This window comes from Rothia similimucilaginosa, assembly GCF_029850875.1.
GTDB lineage: Bacteria > Actinomycetota > Actinomycetes > Actinomycetales > Micrococcaceae > Rothia.
Genome location: NZ_JAOVAM010000005.1, coordinates 55,302 through 71,230, shown reverse-complemented (window position 1 = coordinate 71,230; position 15,929 = coordinate 55,302). Strand labels below are relative to the sequence as shown.

Sequence of the window (15,929 nt, the reverse complement as noted above, 5' to 3'; positions counted from 1 at the left end):
GGCGGCGCGCGGGGTGCAGGGTACAAACCCGATCGTCCCCGATCATTCGCGAAAGGAAAATCGATGGCTGAGCAGAAGAAGCGCATCGTAGTTAACGCATTCGAGATGACCTGCATTGGGCACCAGAGCTTCGACCTCTGGCGTCACCCGCGCTCCCGCGCAACCGAGTACAACACCATCAAGTACTGGACTGACCTGGCTAAGACCCTTGAGCGCGGCCTGTTTGACGCCGTGTTCATCGCTGACGTTGTCGGCATCTACGACGTGTACAAGAACTCTGCCGCTCCCGCCATTGAGGGTGCCGCTCAGGTTCCTGTGAATGACCCCGCAACCCAGATTTCTGCAATGGCTGCAGTGACCGAGCACCTCGGCTTCGGCGTGACTGCTGCCGCTACTTTCGAGCAGCCCTACACCCTGGCTCGCCGCTACGCCTCCCTCGACCACCTCACTGAGGGTCGCGTCGGCTTCAACGTGGTGACTTCTTACCTGCCTTCGGCTGCTGAGAACCAGGGTCTGCCCACCCAGATCCCGCACGACGAGCGCTACGAAATTGCTGACGAGTTCCTGGACGTCTGCTACAAGCTGTGGGAAGGCTCCTGGGAAGACGGCGCAGTCGTCAAGGACCGCGAGCGCGGCATCTACGCTGACCCCTCCAAGGTCCACCCGATTGGCCACAAGGGCAAGTACTTCTCCGTGCCCGGCATCTCCCTGACCGAGCCGAGCCCGCAGCGCACCCCCGTGATCTTCCAGGCTGGCGCATCCAGCCGCGGCCAGAAGTTCTCCGGTAAGCACGCTGAGGCTGTGTTCATTAGCGCCCTGCGCCCGGACCTGACCCGCGTTGTGACCGACCGTATTCGTGCCGCTGCCGAGGAGCAGGGCCGTAGCCGCGACGACGTGAAGATCCTCGCAATGCTCTCGGTCATCGTGGATGAGACCGAAGAGAAGGCAAAGGCAAAGTACGAGGAGTACAAGAAGTACGTGAACCTCGAATCTGCACAGGCCATTATCGGCGGCTGGTCCGGTGTTGACCTGTCCCAGTTCGACGAGGACGAGATCCTGAACTACGTGCAGACCGAGTCGATTCAGTCCTTCCTGACCCCCTTCACCCTGCAGGCGAAGGATAAGAAGTGGACCCGTAAGGACATCGCTGAGCACACCACCATCGGTGGCATGGGCGAGGTCATTGTTGGTGACCCGGTTCAGGTTGCTGACGAGCTGGAGCGCTGGATCGACGAGGGCGGACTGGACGGCATCAACCTGGCATACCACGTCTCCCCGGGCTCCTTCGAGGACTTCATCGAGTACGTTGTTCCCGAGCTGCAGAAGCGCGGCCGCTACCGTACCGAGTACGAGGGCAACACCCTGCGTGAGAACATCTTCGGTAAGGGCCACACCAAGGTTGCTGACAGCCACCCGGCTGCTAAGTACCGCGGCGCATATGTGGGTAAGCCTTCGGCGGCTGACACCCCGGCTCGCGCAATCGCTGAATAAGCGTTGTCGCTGATGCGCACCGTGTAGGTTCGCTCAAACTTAACGATTGAAAACAAGAATGCCCGTTCTGCTGGGGATGTGTATCCCAGGCGGAGCGGGCGTTTCTTCGTGCTGTGCCGCCGCCGTTTTCTTGATACAGGGCACCTTCTTGACGCGGTGCTTTCTTTATACTGATTGGCATGATTGAACTGAACCAGGTTGAACTTAACCATGATGACCGCTGCCCCTGTTCGAGCGGCGAGGTATACGGCGCCTGCTGCGGCAGGTTCCTGGGCGAGTTTGTCGCCTCCGGCACGTTGACTGCTCCCACGCCGGAGCAGCTGATGCGCTCGCGTTTTACCGCGTTTGCGACCGGGAATGCGGCGTATCTGCTAGCGAGCTGGCATCCGAGTACTCGCCCGGCCACCTTGGATTTGGAGGATGATATCCGCTGGTATCGCCTGGATATTCTGGGTGCTTCGGGTGGCCCGTTTGATGCATCAGGTACGGTGGAGTTCGTTGCATATTACCGTTCGGTGCCGGGTGTCCCTGCGGAGGAGCGGGTGAAGGGTAGCATGCATGAGCTGTCGCGTTTTGAGAAGGTGGGCGGCGCCTGGTTCTATGTGGATGGTGACGTCCGCTAGGTCTCGTAGCTTTCCCTGCCTCTTGTACGTGTAGAAGGCGGGCGTAGAAGAAATGGCAGAATCATACCGAAAACGGAATGATTCTGCCATGATTTTCTCGCGCCCAGGAGCGATAAGGAACATGCAAGAGTGAACCAGATACGCCAAAGGCAGGCCCTTCGGCAGCCTGAAAACTTACATTCTCAGCCGCCTCAGGAACCTGCCCCCAGCAAATATGTAGACTGTCGGACTTAGCTAGTCCAGCCGTTAATGATGCCCATACCGAAGTAAATCACGAACACCGCGGAGACCAGGTACATCAGCCAGTGCACATCCTTGCCGCGGCCCTGCACCAGACGAATGAAGGTGTACGCCACGAAGCCGGCACCAATACCGTTCGCAATCGAGTACGACAGCGGCATGAAAATAATGGTCAAGAACGCCGGAATACCCAGACCCCAGTCGGTCCAGTCAATGTTCACGGCCTGGCGGATCATCAGGAAGCCCACCACGACCAGCGCTGGAGCAACGGCCTCGAAGGGGACGATGGTGACCAGCGGCGAGATAAAAATCGCCAGTAGGAACAGCACACCGGTCACAATATTCGCAAAACCGGTGCGTGCACCCGCACCAATACCGGTAGCGGACTCTACGAAAATCTGGTTCGCTGAACCGGATGCGCCACCACCAACAACGGAGCCGAAAGCGTCCACAAGCAGGACCTTGTCGATGTCCTCAACCTTGCCGTCCTTCATGGTGCCAGCCTCGGCGGCAAGACCGACCGAAACGCCCATCGCGTCGAAGAACACCGACAGCAGAATGGTGAACACCAGCAGGGAAGCAGCCAGCGGGCCAATATGGGTGAACGCACCGAACAGGTCAGCGGAACCGATGAGGGAGAAGTCCGGAGTGGTGAACTTCAGATCCTCCAGGGAAGGCACGTTTAGGGACCAGCCGGTTGCCGCCTTCGTCACGGAACCGGAGGGCACGACCTTCTCCAGGATGATGGAGAGGGCGGTGGAGGCGAGCACGCCCCATAGGATTGCACCCTTCACGTTGCGGATAAACAGGGCGATGGTGAGGAACAGGCCGAAGAGGAAGACGAGGGTGGGCCAGCCGAGCAGGTGACCGTCCGCGCCGAGGGTCACCGGAACGGTGGAGCCTGCAGCGTCGGGCATGCGGCGGATAATGCCGGAGTCGACCAGGCCGATAAAGGAAATGAAGAAGCCGATACCGACCACAATCGCGGTCTTGAGCGACTCGGGGACCGCCTCAAACACCGCGGTACGGAAGCCGGTGAGCACCAGAACGGTCATGATTAGACCGGCAAGAACGACCAGGCCCATGATGTCTGCCCAGGTCAAGTTCGGGGTGGTGGCAATGGTGGAGGCGAGCAGCGCGTTCACGCCCAGGCCAGCCGCCATCGCGAAGGGCTGCTTGGCGATAACACCCATGAGGATGGTCATCACACCGGCAACCAGTGCGGTCACAGCTGCGACGGGTGCGATACCGAGGATGCGTTCGGATGCGTCAGCGCCGGTACCGATGATGAGGGGGTTCAGCACCACGATGTAGCTCATGGCGAAGAATGCGGCGAGGCCGCCGCGGAATTCTGCGGCGATGGAGGAGCCGCGTTCAGAAATCTTGAAGTAGCGGTCGAGTGCGCTGGTGGGCGCTGCCGCCTTCTGATGTTCAGACATATAAGGATCCGTTGATGTTGTTCGGTGTGTACTGTTGCGCCGCCAGTTTCGCGGGTAAAGCTCACGGGTAAATCCTGGGGTTGGGCGTCACAATGGTTCAACCATTGTAGGCGCCGCCTCCTAGCTTGTGCCGTTGAAACGCGTTGTGTGCGGCAGCTCAGTCGGTGATGTGGTGTTTCCCCGCTCCTGTAGTTAGGTCGGCAGCGGGGGAAGAATAGCGCAGGGCGGGGTACCGGCACCTCAAAGGTGCCGATACCCCGCCCCGATGGTGCCTGCGCCTCCATGCGTGGAGAGTAAAGCACCCGATGTATTTAGTGCATCCAGCCGGTAATCAGGCCGTTAGCGAAGAAGATGAGGAACACTGCAGAAACCACGTACATGAGCCAGTGCACGTCCTTGCCGCGACCCTGCACCAGGCGGATGAAGACGTAGGAGATGAATCCTGCGCCGATACCGTCCGCGATGGAGTAGGAGAGGGGCATGAAGATGATGGTCATGAATGCGGGGATACCCAGCCCCCAGTCGTTCCAGTCAATGTTCACTGCCTGGCGGATCATCAGGAAGCCAACGAACACCATTGCGGGTGCAACCGCCTCGAAGGGGACGATGGTGACCAGCGGGGACAGGAAGATTGCGACGAGGAAGAGTGCGCCGGTGACGACGTTTGCGAAGCCGGTGCGTGCGCCCGCGCCGATACCGGTTGCAGATTCCACGAAAATCTGGCTGGAGGAGGAGGAAGTGCCACCGCCGACTACGGAGCCGAGGGCGTCCACGAGCAGGACTTTGTCAACGTTCTCAATCTGGCCGTCCTTGATGGTGCCTGCTTCGGTTGCGAGACCGACAGAGGTGCCCATTGCATCGAAGAATGCGGAGATGAGGATGGTGAAAATCAGCAGAACTGCAGCCATGCCGCCGAGGGTGCCGAAGGCGCCAAACAGGTCAGCGGAGCCGAACAGGGAGAAGTCGGGCAGCTTGCTGGTGTTGGAGTCCCAGACGGGGACGTTCAGGGACCAGCCGGTGGGGGACTGAAGCGAGCTGCCGGAGGGCACGACCTTCTCCAGGATGATGGAGAGGGCGGTGGAGGCGAGCACGCCGTAGAGGATTGCACCCTTCACGTTGCGGATGAACAGCGCAATGGTGAGGAACAGGCCGAAGAGGAAGACGAGGGTGGGCCAACCGAGCAGGTGGCCGCTGACGCCGAAGGAGACGGGCACGGTGGTGCCGGCTGCGTCGGGCATGCGGCGGATGATACCTGCGTTGACGAGGCCGATGAAGGCAATGAAGAAGCCGATACCAACGACGATTGCGACCTTGAGCGATTCGGGGACCGCGTTGAACACTGCGGTGCGGAAGCCGGTCAGCACGAGGATGGTCATCAGCACACCAGCCCATACGACCAGGCCCATGATTGCGGGCCAGGTCAGGTTCGGGGTGGAGGCGATGGTGGTTGCCAGCAGCGCGTTCACGCCGAGACCTGCCGCCATGGCGAAGGGCTGCTTGGCGATGACGCCCATGAGGATGGTCATGACGCCTGCGACCAGTGCGGTCATTGCTGCGACCTGCGGTACGCCGAGGGCGTTGCCGGATGCGTCCTTACCCAGGCCGATGATGAGGGGGTTCAGCACGACAATGTAGCTCATCGCGAAGAAGGTGGCGAGGCCGCCTCGGAATTCCGCTGCGATGGTGGAGCCACGTTCGCTGATTTTGAAGTAACGGTCCAGTGCGCCCTTGGCATCTGCCTTGGGGTTCTGGGGAGCCGCGGTGTTCTCAGAGGACATTCGTGAAAATCCGTAGATACTCTCGTAGGGGCGGGGTTCGGGGTTCCGATCCCGCATAAAAAAGTGCCACTTCCCGGTGTGTTGGGGAGGTGACACTGTTGTTACCGGAATATTCTACGGTTAAAGTTTCTCTAAGCGTTAATCCAGGAAATTCCCAGCTTTCGTTCAGGAAGCCTGATAAGGCAGGTAAAAATTCTAAAATCCGCTGACTAGTAAAAAAATATATGTTTTAAATCTAAATATTCTGAAAAACTATATTATTTTCTTCACTATAGTGCTAATATCGTTACCACACACAGGGTGGAAGAGCAAAATATATCTCCTGCAAAGGGGAAAGTTCTACCGAAAGGTAAGACTATGAAAGTCATGAAATCACTCGCTGTGCTCGCCATGTCGGGAGCACTTGCAACTGGTGTCAGGACAGCAGCCCTGGCCGGTACTTAGAAGCCGCATGAGGGTGGCGATTGGAATTATGGGGTTGAATGGGGCGGTAACCGCGCCTTCTCTGATTATCACCATAATGATCGTTGTCATGGTTCTACTGTTTCTACTGCGTTCGGGACTGTCCGTTCCGTAGATACTCGTGCTGGCGAAACTGCTCGGGCATCGAAATGGGTCTGGGGAAACTTGTTCTGGCACTACCACCCTTCCTATTACTACCGTGTCTGCTAAACCTGTAGATATTTGAACGGATACGTGGGCGGGCGCTGTGAAAGCGTCCGCCCACTGTACAAAATTACGTCAGTTACCGGAGTTCAACGATGAAAAATGCTCTGAGAGTGTGCGCAGTACTGTGCACGGTTCTGACCTTTCTGCTGGGTAGCGCCCTCATCTCCGTCCTGGAGACGCAGACTCCTCTGGGTACCAATACGCAAGCACAGCTTTCTCTTCGTGCTTCGCAACAGTCTAAGTCTGAGCTGATTCAGAACTTTGACGCTCTGGTGGACCGTTACGCTGCCGATGGTGCCCAGCTACTCAAGGTGGTCGCCGACCCCGAAGATTTCTGGCACGGAAAATCCATCTACGTATTTGGGGCGAATTCACTGAGCTCTGACGGTGAAACTATCGATTGGTTTGACCCGGATAAGCACGGAAAGAAGTATCCGGCACGAGCACTGGGGGATTCCTCACTTGACGGCCAATACGCTCTGGCGGGTAGTCAAGAATTTGTGCGAGCTTTTGAAAACCTTGCCCGTGAACAAGGTATGGATGTTAAAGTTACCTCCGTTAACCCGATGCGTGTTGTGTACGGGGCAGTTACTTCTTCGGGCTCTCTGATGAGCCTTATTTGCCTGGCTGTGCTCTTCTGTACCGCAATCATGGGGTGGCTGTCGGTCCGTTCGCGAACTCAGAATATTCTGCTTCTGAACGGATACTCCCCGCGGCGCCTGCAGCTAAGGGATGCGCAAGACCTCCTGCTCCTGTCGCTACCTCCTGCAGCGGTAACAGCATTGTGTATGGGATGTGTAGAGGGGTTCGTGTATGGCGTGGCGCATCTTCCTCAACTGCTGGGGGTTACAGCGCTGATTTTTGCCGTGTTTACCGTCTTCATGTTGGTTGCTCTGCTACTTATCAACCTCATGACTTGGCCGAGCATTAATGCTGTGGGACGTAGGGAGCCGGCGTATCGACGTTTTACAGTTCCGAGTGCAATCGCTAAGTATGCCGTGGTGGTTTTAGTGGCATGCACTATTCCGGGTCTGGTCTCAAGCGCCCAAATGAGTTTGGGTAGGAGCGACGCGGCGGCTGGCTGGTCTCTCCTGTCTGACCAGTACACCTTACGAGTGAACGTGCCCGAAGCGACGATACGCGATGAACAGGCGCTCGCCTCCTACGACCAGGCCACAGTGCGTGCTTTAGGTTCTCTTGAATCACGGAACGGTGTTCTTCTGTCCTATGCGTTGGAAAACGTTAAGGGTTTGGAAGGCAGTGGATACGACGGCGCTCTTATGGTGAACCGCGCGTATGTGGACCTTCTGCAGCAACGTCTTGGCTTGTCGTTCAAGAACGTTGAGGATAGCAATTTCTCTGGATCTCAGTCTTTGCGTGCAGAGTATTCTTTCCACTAGAAAGACCGGGAGGATCGCGGATTTACTCTGCTCACTGTGGAGGATAAAACCAACTCGTCGGGGGTAAAGGTGCCTGCTTTGAGCTCTCAGGATTCACGGCTTCTGAACTATAAAAAGCCTGTTCTTGTGGTAACCGAATCGGCGACGCAGAATCTACAACCTTCCTTTATTTCTGCGGCCTTGACTACCGGTAATATCATGGTCTCTCAGCCTGCGTCTGTACGGGCTGCCTACAACGCTGAGGAAATTGGGCAGACCCTACTTTCTGTGGACCGCGCGGGAGAGGAACACCTTTACATCGCGCAGCTGGAACGTAACCGGTATGTTGCGCATCTTGTGGGCCTAGCAATTCTCTGTGCGGCGCTCATTATCGGAACAGCAATTAATACGTACATTACTCTTGCGGCTCGTGCTCGTAATGATTTTGTTTTACGTACTGCTGGTCTGCCTCTCAGAACAATTTTTAGTGGGTACCTTCTGAAGGAAGCCTGCATTGTGGGCCTTTGCTCTGCTGTGGCGTTGGTACTTCTCCTGGTGCAGGGAGCAGAGTACGCCTTTTCAGCGTTGGCGGCGCCGCTGTTGTACGGCACTATTCTGGCGTTGGTGCTGAGACTGAGTTTTAACCGTATCTTCACCGCGACGGTTCACCGTCGTCACGTATAGGAGTGAACGATGACAAAGACTGTTTATCCTTCTAACAATGCGGAACATCCTGAGGTAACTATCGCCTCCCGCAATATTGTGGTGTATGCGCAGGGGCAGCCCATTCTCCAGAGTCCCCACTTTGAGGCATATGCGGGGGAAGTAACCGGAATCGTGGGTCCGAGCGGATGTGGTAAGACGACGCTTTTGAATGTTCTGGGTCTGCTGATGCCACCTCATGAGGGCGAGGTGGTTATCGGGGGCCGCCATATGGAACGTGCTCGTGAGAAGGAACGTCTTGCATTCTGGGCTGATGAAGCTTCCTTCGTATTTCAGGATTACGGAATTATTGAGGAATGGAGCGTTATCGAGAATATTCTGCTTGACCGTAAGACCTTTGGCCGTGCTCGTATTACGGATGAGAGCCGCGAGCTTCTGAGCGTCATTGGTCTTGAAGAGAAGGAGCGTACTTCGGCTGCCCTGCTGAGTGGTGGTGAGAAGCAGAGAGTGGGCATTGCTCGGGCAATCCATAAGGGTGTGCGCTACATTTTTGCGGATGAGCCGACGGCAAGTCTCGATGCTGAGAACCGGGCATTGGTTGTTGAGCTTTTGAGCTCTGCTGCTCGGCGTGGAGCCACAGTTATCGTGGCGACTCACGACGCAGATATGATGGCCGCCTGCGATAGGCTATGCCGTCTTGAAGCCCCCACCCGAATTCCCGATTCGGGACTAGCGGATGTAAGCGTAAATTCTCATCAGAAGGAGAAGGAATCATGACGACCAGGAGCCCCCTAGCTCGTGATGAGTATGATCGTGTGCCGGAAAATTCAGGAAGCGATGCCCCTCAAAAGAATGGATTGCGGCATCTGCCGCGAAAAGTGGTGGGCGTTCTAGTATCTTGCGTGGTGTTTGTTGGCGCTCTTCTGGGTCTGTACTGGGGTGGAGCTTTTGAGCCATGGCTGAATGAGTATTCGACCACTACACCAGCTTGTGCAACAGCTTCTTCGCCGGAGGATGTACAGCAAGCTCTTGCGCGGACTGAAGAGCTTAATGCTATTCGTTCGGCTGCGAAGAATGTTGAATTCTCTCAGACGCTTCTGTGCGATGGGCAGAAGGCTGTTTTGACGATTACGTACACTGACCGGTCGGATTTTAAGCGTTTGAATGATGCGGTGACTTCGGCACATTTGGGTGCTGCTGCTGAGATTAAGCTCAAGAGGTAGGCGTGTAAAGAACGGTGGTTGTTTATCGCCCCTACGCGAACAACGATGACATATTAGGTTAGCGAACCCTAAGTTCCTGCTATATTCGAGGTGAAACAATGCGTCGCCGGATGCCAGGTTCCGTGTGGTGAGCCTTTTCCGGAATAGATGAGAATTCGGCATAGATGAGAAGGAGCCCACCGTGACTGAAACTCCCCAAGAAAACACCGCTGAGAACTACCCCGTTGCGGAATCCCTGCCGGTACGCCAGCGCGCCATCGTAGCAACCGACCGCCCCGCCCGATACATCAAGCAGCTCGGCTCTCACATGGGCCGCAAGCTCGGCACCGCAGAACTGCCCGACGGTCTGCGCCTCACTTTCAACCGCGATGGCATTTTCCGTGGCTACGGCGATCTGCGTGAAACCGAAGGCGCCCTCATCATGGAGGTACGCGCCGAAAGCGACGAGTTGGCCACTGGCCTGGCGGATGTGCTGGACCGCCACCTGGTCCGCTTCGGTGAGCGCGACGAACTGGTTGTGGCCTTTGAGGCGGTGCCCGCCTCCTAGTGGTCGAACCTTAGTCTTTGTCTCGGGTCGCATGCGAAAGCATTATAAGCCCCCGAACACCGGTCAATCCCCGGTAAAATAGGCAAGAAGTGAACACTAAGCTCACCGTCTGTTTGCGCCGCACCGGGCGTCGGATGGTGAACTTCGAAAGGAAGATTTTCGTGTCTGAAGCAGCACGCCCCCTGCGCGTCGCCGTTATTGGTGCAGGTCCTGCCGGTATTTACACCGCCGACATCCTCACCAAGTCTGAAGAGGTCCGCACCGGCGCCGTCGAGGTCGCCATCGACATCTTCGACCGCTACCCCGCCCCCTTCGGCCTGATTCGTTACGGTGTGGCACCGGATCACCCCCGCATCAAGGGCATCATTACCGCACTGCATAAGGTCCTGGACCGCGGCGACATCCGTTTCTTCGGCAATGTCGAATACGGCAAGGACCTGACCCTCGCCGACCTGCGTGAACACTACGACGCCATCATTTTCGCAACCGGCGCGATTTTCGATGCACCCCTGAATATTAAGGGCATCGACCTGGACGGCTCCTACGGCGCAGCAGACTTTGTCTCCTGGTACGACGGCCACCCCGACTACCCCCGCACCTGGCCGCTCGAAGCTGAGCAGGTTGCAGTGCTCGGTAACGGTAACGTCGCCCTGGACGTCTCCCGCATCCTCTCCAAGCACGCTGACGACCTGCTCGTCACCGAAATCCCCGACAACGTCTACGAGGGCCTGAAGGCTTCCCCCGTAACTGACGTGCACGTCTTCGGTCGCCGCGGCCCCGCACAGATGAAGTTCACCCCGCTTGAGCTGCGCGAACTCGCACACTCCCGCGACGTGGATATCGTCCTGTACGAAGAGGACTTCCAATTTGACGAGGCTTCCGAAGAAGCAATGGAGAAGAACGCACAGACCAAGGTTATGATGAAGACCCTGCGTGGCTGGCTGGAAGACCAGAAGACCAACGAGCAGACCGCATCCCGCCGCCTGCACCTGCACTTCCTGCAGTCCCCGCACGAGATCCTCGGCGAAGACGGCAAGGTCGTGGGCCTGCGCATGGAGCGCAACAAGCTCGACGGCAACGGCGGCATTGTCGGCACCGGCGAGTACGTGGACTACCCCGTACAGGCTGTCTACCGTGCAATCGGTTACTTCGGTTCCGAACTGCCCGAAATCGGTTACGACGACAAGCGCGGCGTCACCACTAACGTTGAGGGTCGCGTCGTGGACGAGAACGGCGAGATCGTTCCCGGCCTGTACGCATCCGGTTGGATTAAGCGCGGCCCCGTCGGCCTGATTGGCTCCACCAAGTCTGACGCACTCGAGACCATCACCCACCTGCTCGAGGATCGCGAGAACCTCTACACCGCACCCGAGCCGGAGGCAGAGGCATTCAGCGCATACCTGGATTCTAAGGGCATCAAGTACACCACTTGGGAAGGCTGGCACCGCCTGGATGATCACGAGAAGGCACTGGGCGCAGCATCTAAGGATGCAGCCGGTGAGCCTCGCGCCCGTGTGAAGGTCGTGGACCGTGACGAGATGATCAACATCTCCCGCGGTGAGTAATCCATACGTGTAGTACGTTAGAGCATAGAAATCGACCCCGTACCGTTAGTCGGTGCGGGGTCGATTTTTGTCTATATATAAGGAGACTCTATATACAAGGAGATGGGGGGGGGACGTCAGGGGGAAAGATCGAGAAGCGTTCGCCTGAAAGAGCGGTTAAAGAAACCCACCCCGTATCATGAGGTCATGTGGGTGGGTTGGGTAGGTGCCGAAGACACTCGAGGACATACTCTCCGGCTACCCCGGACGCGCAGCGAGCCCACGCAGAATCCACGTGCAGCGTACCCCTTTAACGGGGTCTCGAAAGCTAAAGAAACACCAGATTAGCTCTCTCAACAAGTGCATGGCCGTACGGTGTGTAGACTATACACACTTTTTGAGGACGTCTTCAATGCCCAAAATGACCTTGAGTATGGTTTCAGTTTCGGTACCCAGCTTCTTGCGAGTCTCACCAGAAATGAAAGCTTTCACGATGTTCTTGAAGGTCTTCCACTGCTTGAAGGCGTTAACGAGTGCGCTAATAAGCTTGTAAATGGCGATACCCAGCTGAATGACAAACTTTGCAATACTGATAACGCAGGCAATAACACAAAGGGGGAGGGGAGAGGGCTGCGTGGGCACGTCCATCAGACTTGCGGACAGTGGCCTTGGCGCTTGCAATCTGACGGCCTGCGTCAGCGCCCTGGACGGTGGCCAGGTTGCCCAGTGCGCTCTCGATGCCGCTATTACCGCGGTTGGAGGATCCAGGCTTCGCATACTTCAAACAGGCAGGAACATGCTCTAGGCGGCACAGAATTAGTTTGAGCTGCTGGTCAGCAGTCATTGCCTTCTGCAGGTGTGCCATCTGCTGTGCCTGTGCTGCGGGTGCAACCGCACAGACGAGAGCGACGGTTGTGGTACCTATGCCAAGTGCATGGAGTGCCGTGCGCGGTTCATCGTTGCGGATACTGGATCCCCCTTTGGATCTCTATCCGGTTTATCGGTACTGTAATGTGCGGTAACTCTACGTCTGGGGCCCGGAAGCGGCCCCGTGCAAGGTCCGGAAGTGACCTCACGCCCTCTATACTACGGTGCTCAAAGATGGGGCTTCAAGCCAATTCAGGGGTATTTTCAGCTGGATTTCATCTCTCCTTGTCAATCGCCAGAGGTTTATCAAATCTTTATATTTCTATGTCGTCATTATTGTGCAAATATCTGCACAGAGAGAAAAATATGTATCTGACAAGCCGGTTTATTGTATTCCCTGGAGTTAACATTTTCATATAGGTGCACTCTGCGGGGGTGATTGCTTTACGAGGCACATTTTTATGGGCTCGGGGGGATTGGATGAAGCTGGGGTGAGTCTCGCTGAAAGATGCAGCTGAAAGATGTGTCGCAGGATCTACTGGAGATGTATCGTGGAATCTGCTGTGCACTCTTCTGCAGTTTTCGCACTCCGGGTAGTACTGGCTGGGCAGTGCTTGCTCGTGCACCTTATGCAGGCACCCCAGAAACAACTGAATTTTTTTATGGAGATATTTTCTGCTGTTTTAGGCTGCCGTGAGGTGAGTGCGGGGTGGAAAACTAACTCCCGGAGCTCATGTGAGGGGGTGTCTAAAGCATCTTTGGATTCCCTTCGGGCTCTCTGAGAAACAAAATTTTGGAAGAGTCTGAAGAAGATCCGTAGAAATTAGTGTGGATCAGGGTAAATAATAAGGCTTTCTCAGAGCCTCTATGGGCACCCAAAAGCCGCTAAAACCTCTCCAAAAGTCCCTGATATGGGGTGTTGTGAAGAAATTTTAAAATTTTTTGAAGTTTTTCTGAATCCTCATTGATAAGCTTAAACGCATATGTGCCAGGCTATAAACGATTAAAAATAGGGGTCAAAATCGGGCAAAATTGAAAAAACGGTTTGCATGCCTCCGCGAACCTGTCATAGACTAGTGGAGGTTCGAACGACGGGATGAAGAAAACTGAACCTGTTCGATCGACTAGGCCCCCATCGTCTAGCGGCCTAGGACGCCGCCCTTTCACGGCGGTAGCACGGGTTCAAATCCCGTTGGGGGTACTTGCAAATCTCACGATTTTGCAAAGCCAAGTTTGATGATATAGAATTTACTTCTGTTGATTCCAACAAGGCCCCGTAGCGCAGTTGGTTAGCGCGCCGCCCTGTCACGGCGGAGGTCGCGGGTTCAAGTCCCGTCGGGGTCGCTCTGGCCGCGTAAGTTCAGATGATTCATCATCCGAAGACGCGGTCATTGCGTATCTAAAAGTAAATACGCAAGGCTCTGTAGCTCAGTTGGTAGAGCGTACGACTGAAAATCGTAAGGTCACCGGATCGACGCCGGTCGGAGCCACGAAATCCGCCTCCAGGCTTCTACAGTGGGGCGGGTTTTGTTTTTAAAAAACTTTGCGGTTGCAAATACTGCAAACCTGTCAAAAAGGCGGCATCTTGGGAATAAAACCCTGAGGTGCCGCCTTTGTGTATGCGGAAACAATGTCATGCTCATTCTAGATAGCTTTCGCAGAAAACTGATTCAAATATTTCTGCGGGAACGGTGCACGCACCGGGTTGTAAAATTGGGCTGTAACACCAGGCTGCAGAAAGGATTGCCACACCCATGACCGCTCAGAATCCCAGCGCTCAGCCTCCGGAGAGCTCACCTCAGATTCCAAGCTCGCCCCAAATTCCCTGGGTAAAAAATGCTGCTGCCGCCACCGCTCAGGCGGGTGGAATCCACTTCGACAACATCACCAAGAGCTACCTGAGCCGAACCGGTGAACCCACCACGGTGCTGCAGAACCTGAACCTGCACATTCCCGCCGGTCAGATTACCGTATTCGTCGGACCCTCCGGATGCGGTAAAACCACTAGTCTACGCATGATTAACCGCATGGTGGAGCCCAATAACGGAACCATCACCATTGACGGTGTGAACGTGCACGAGAAGAACCCCTACGAGCTACGCCGCGGCATAGGCTACGTGATGCAGCAGGGTGGACTCATGCCGCACCGCACCGTCGCGCAGAATATTGCCACCGTACCGCGTCTGCTCGGCGACTCCCGTAAGGAGGCGCAGGTACGTGCCCTCGAACTGCTCGATGTGGTCGGTCTGGATTCTTCGTATGCGAAGCGCTACCCCTCCCAGCTTTCGGGCGGTCAGGTGCAACGTGTTGGTGTGGCGCGTGCTCTCGCAGCTGATGCGCCCATCCTGCTGATGGACGAGCCGTTCTCCGCGGTGGATCCGGTGGTGCGTACCGATCTGCAGAAAGAGCTATTGCGCCTGCAGAATCGACTCGCCAAGACGATCGTGTTCGTTACCCACGACATTGATGAGGCGCTCCTGCTCGGCGATACAATCGCTGTCTTCGCGGAGGGTGGTCGCCTCGCACAGTTCGGTACTCCCGAAGAGATTCTCTACAGTCCCGCCGATGATTTTGTGCGCTCCTTCGTGAGCCGCTCCGTTGCCGGTCTGCTGGATGAACAGACGGTGCGCCAGGCTCGCGCGCGCCGACTTACTGCCTCCCGAGAAACACAGAACGGTGCGGTAGAAGGCGAGAAAAGCTAATGAGCCTTCCAGAAAATATTGTGTTCGCGGCACCACCTTTCGCCGCGCAACCCCTCGCCGCAGGCGATATGCACTGGGAATGGGTCGTCAACAATAGCCAGCACGTCCTCGAATTGACCCTCAGCCACCTCTACCAGGGTGTTGTGCCCGTCGTAATTGGCACTCTCCTCGCGCTGCCGGTCGCCTACTACGCGAGCCGTCGCCGCGACCGTGGTTCCGAACGCCGCATTGGTGCACGAACCCTCATGCACCTCTCCTCGCTGCTGTATACCATCCCCTCGATCGCACTATTCGTGCTGATGCCGCTTATTCTGGGAACCTCCATTATTTCCCCGCTGAACGTGCTTGTCGCCTTGAGTATCTACTCCTTCTCGCTCATGGTGCGCTCCGGTGTGGACGCCTTCGACTCCGTACCCGATAGCGTGCACGAATCTGCCCGCGCCCTCGGATACACGCCCCGACAAGCACTGATGGAGCTCTACCTGCCCCTCGCCGTGCCCGTCATTATGGCGGGAATCCGCGTGGCAACCGTGGCAAATATTGCGATGGTGTCCGTGGGTGCCCTCATCGGTGTGCCTTCGCTCGGCACGCTCTTCACCGACGGACTCGCGCGCAATATCCCCTCGGAAATCCTGGCTGGCGTGATTCTTAGCCTGCTGCTGGCGCTGGTCCTCGACCTGCTCCTTATCCTTCTGACGAAGGCACTTACGCCCTGGCAGGCGGGTACGGCTGCGAACCGCCGCAGCCCCGAAAGGAGGGCATAA

General features: G+C 56.5%; 13 protein-coding genes, 3 tRNA genes and 1 pseudogene. 14 read left to right on the top strand and 3 right to left on the bottom strand.

What is annotated here, in order from left to right; translation table 11 throughout:
- Window positions 1–63 precede the first annotated feature (63 nt).
- Both QFX05_RS05060 and QFX05_RS05055 read left to right on the top strand, forming a co-directional pair.
- Window positions 64–1,491 (top strand): LLM class flavin-dependent oxidoreductase, encoded by a 1,428-nt coding sequence (locus tag QFX05_RS05060; RefSeq protein WP_279741478.1) that lies wholly within the window; start codon window positions 64–66, stop codon window positions 1,489–1,491.
- 179 nt (window positions 1,492–1,670) lie between these two features.
- A complete protein-coding gene (locus QFX05_RS05055) occupies window positions 1,671–2,114 on the top strand; it encodes a YchJ family protein (protein ID WP_279741477.1) in 444 nt (147 codons plus the stop codon).
- Window positions 2,115–2,344: 230 nt separating this feature from the next.
- On the opposite strand, the gene QFX05_RS05050 is transcribed toward QFX05_RS05055, so the two are convergent.
- Both QFX05_RS05050 and QFX05_RS05045 read right to left on the bottom strand, forming a co-directional pair.
- The gene (locus QFX05_RS05050; protein ID WP_279741476.1) at window positions 2,345–3,793 is read right to left on the bottom strand and encodes an NCS2 family permease; all 1,449 of its coding nucleotides are present in this window, start codon (window positions 3,791–3,793) and stop codon (window positions 2,345–2,347) included.
- 311 nt (window positions 3,794–4,104) lie between these two features.
- On the bottom strand, window positions 4,105–5,571 hold the full coding sequence (locus QFX05_RS05045; protein ID WP_279741475.1) for an NCS2 family permease: 1,467 nt from the start codon (window positions 5,569–5,571) through the stop codon (window positions 4,105–4,107).
- Window positions 5,572–6,039: 468 nt separating this feature from the next.
- Between QFX05_RS05045 and QFX05_RS08395 the strand changes: the two are divergent.
- The 7 genes and pseudogenes from QFX05_RS08395 to QFX05_RS05015 all read left to right on the top strand — a co-directional run.
- Window positions 6,040–6,243, top strand: a pseudogene (locus tag QFX05_RS08395) (lactococcin 972 family bacteriocin); the annotation flags it as partial.
- A gap of 107 nt (window positions 6,244–6,350) precedes the next feature.
- Entirely contained in the window at window positions 6,351–7,640 is a 1,290-nt protein-coding gene (locus tag QFX05_RS05040) for a hypothetical protein (protein WP_279741474.1), read from the top strand.
- 36 nt (window positions 7,641–7,676) lie between these two features.
- A complete protein-coding gene (locus QFX05_RS05035) occupies window positions 7,677–8,303 on the top strand; it encodes a hypothetical protein (protein ID WP_279741473.1) in 627 nt (208 codons plus the stop codon).
- A gap of 9 nt (window positions 8,304–8,312) precedes the next feature.
- Window positions 8,313–9,059, top strand: a complete 747-nt coding sequence (locus QFX05_RS05030) for an ABC transporter ATP-binding protein (protein ID WP_279741472.1) — start codon at window positions 8,313–8,315, stop codon at window positions 9,057–9,059.
- Entirely contained in the window at window positions 9,056–9,505 is a 450-nt protein-coding gene (locus tag QFX05_RS05025; protein WP_279741471.1) for a hypothetical protein, read from the top strand. The genes QFX05_RS05030 and QFX05_RS05025 overlap by 4 nt, the downstream gene beginning before the upstream one ends.
- 181 nt (window positions 9,506–9,686) lie before the next feature.
- Window positions 9,687–10,052, top strand: a complete 366-nt coding sequence (locus QFX05_RS05020; protein WP_279741470.1) for a DUF2218 domain-containing protein — start codon at window positions 9,687–9,689, stop codon at window positions 10,050–10,052.
- 134 nt (window positions 10,053–10,186) lie between these two features.
- Window positions 10,187–11,617: an FAD-dependent oxidoreductase gene (locus QFX05_RS05015; RefSeq protein WP_279741634.1), complete on the top strand. Its 1,431-nt coding sequence runs from the start codon at window positions 10,187–10,189 to the stop codon at window positions 11,615–11,617.
- A gap of 363 nt (window positions 11,618–11,980) precedes the next feature.
- Here QFX05_RS05015 and QFX05_RS05010 read toward each other — a convergent pair whose 3' ends face one another.
- A complete protein-coding gene (locus tag QFX05_RS05010) occupies window positions 11,981–12,238 on the bottom strand; it encodes a hypothetical protein (RefSeq protein WP_279741469.1) in 258 nt (85 codons plus the stop codon).
- A 1,353-nt stretch (window positions 12,239–13,591) separates the two neighbouring features.
- Between QFX05_RS05010 and QFX05_RS05005 the strand changes: the two genes are divergently transcribed.
- The 5 genes from QFX05_RS05005 (at window position 13,592) to QFX05_RS04985 (ending at window position 15,929) form a co-directional block, all read left to right on the top strand.
- A tRNA-Glu gene (locus QFX05_RS05005) sits at window positions 13,592–13,664 on the top strand.
- Window positions 13,665–13,733: 69 nt separating this feature from the next.
- Window positions 13,734–13,807: transfer RNA gene (locus QFX05_RS05000), tRNA-Asp, on the top strand.
- A gap of 73 nt (window positions 13,808–13,880) precedes the next feature.
- Window positions 13,881–13,953 (top strand) — tRNA-Phe (locus QFX05_RS04995).
- A 264-nt stretch (window positions 13,954–14,217) separates the two neighbouring features.
- On the top strand, window positions 14,218–15,165 hold the full coding sequence (locus QFX05_RS04990) for an ABC transporter ATP-binding protein (protein ID WP_279741468.1): 948 nt from the start codon (window positions 14,218–14,220) through the stop codon (window positions 15,163–15,165).
- Window positions 15,165–15,929, top strand: coding sequence for an ABC transporter permease (locus QFX05_RS04985; protein WP_279741467.1), 765 nt, complete (start codon window positions 15,165–15,167; stop codon window positions 15,927–15,929). The genes QFX05_RS04990 and QFX05_RS04985 overlap by 1 nt, the downstream gene beginning before the upstream one ends.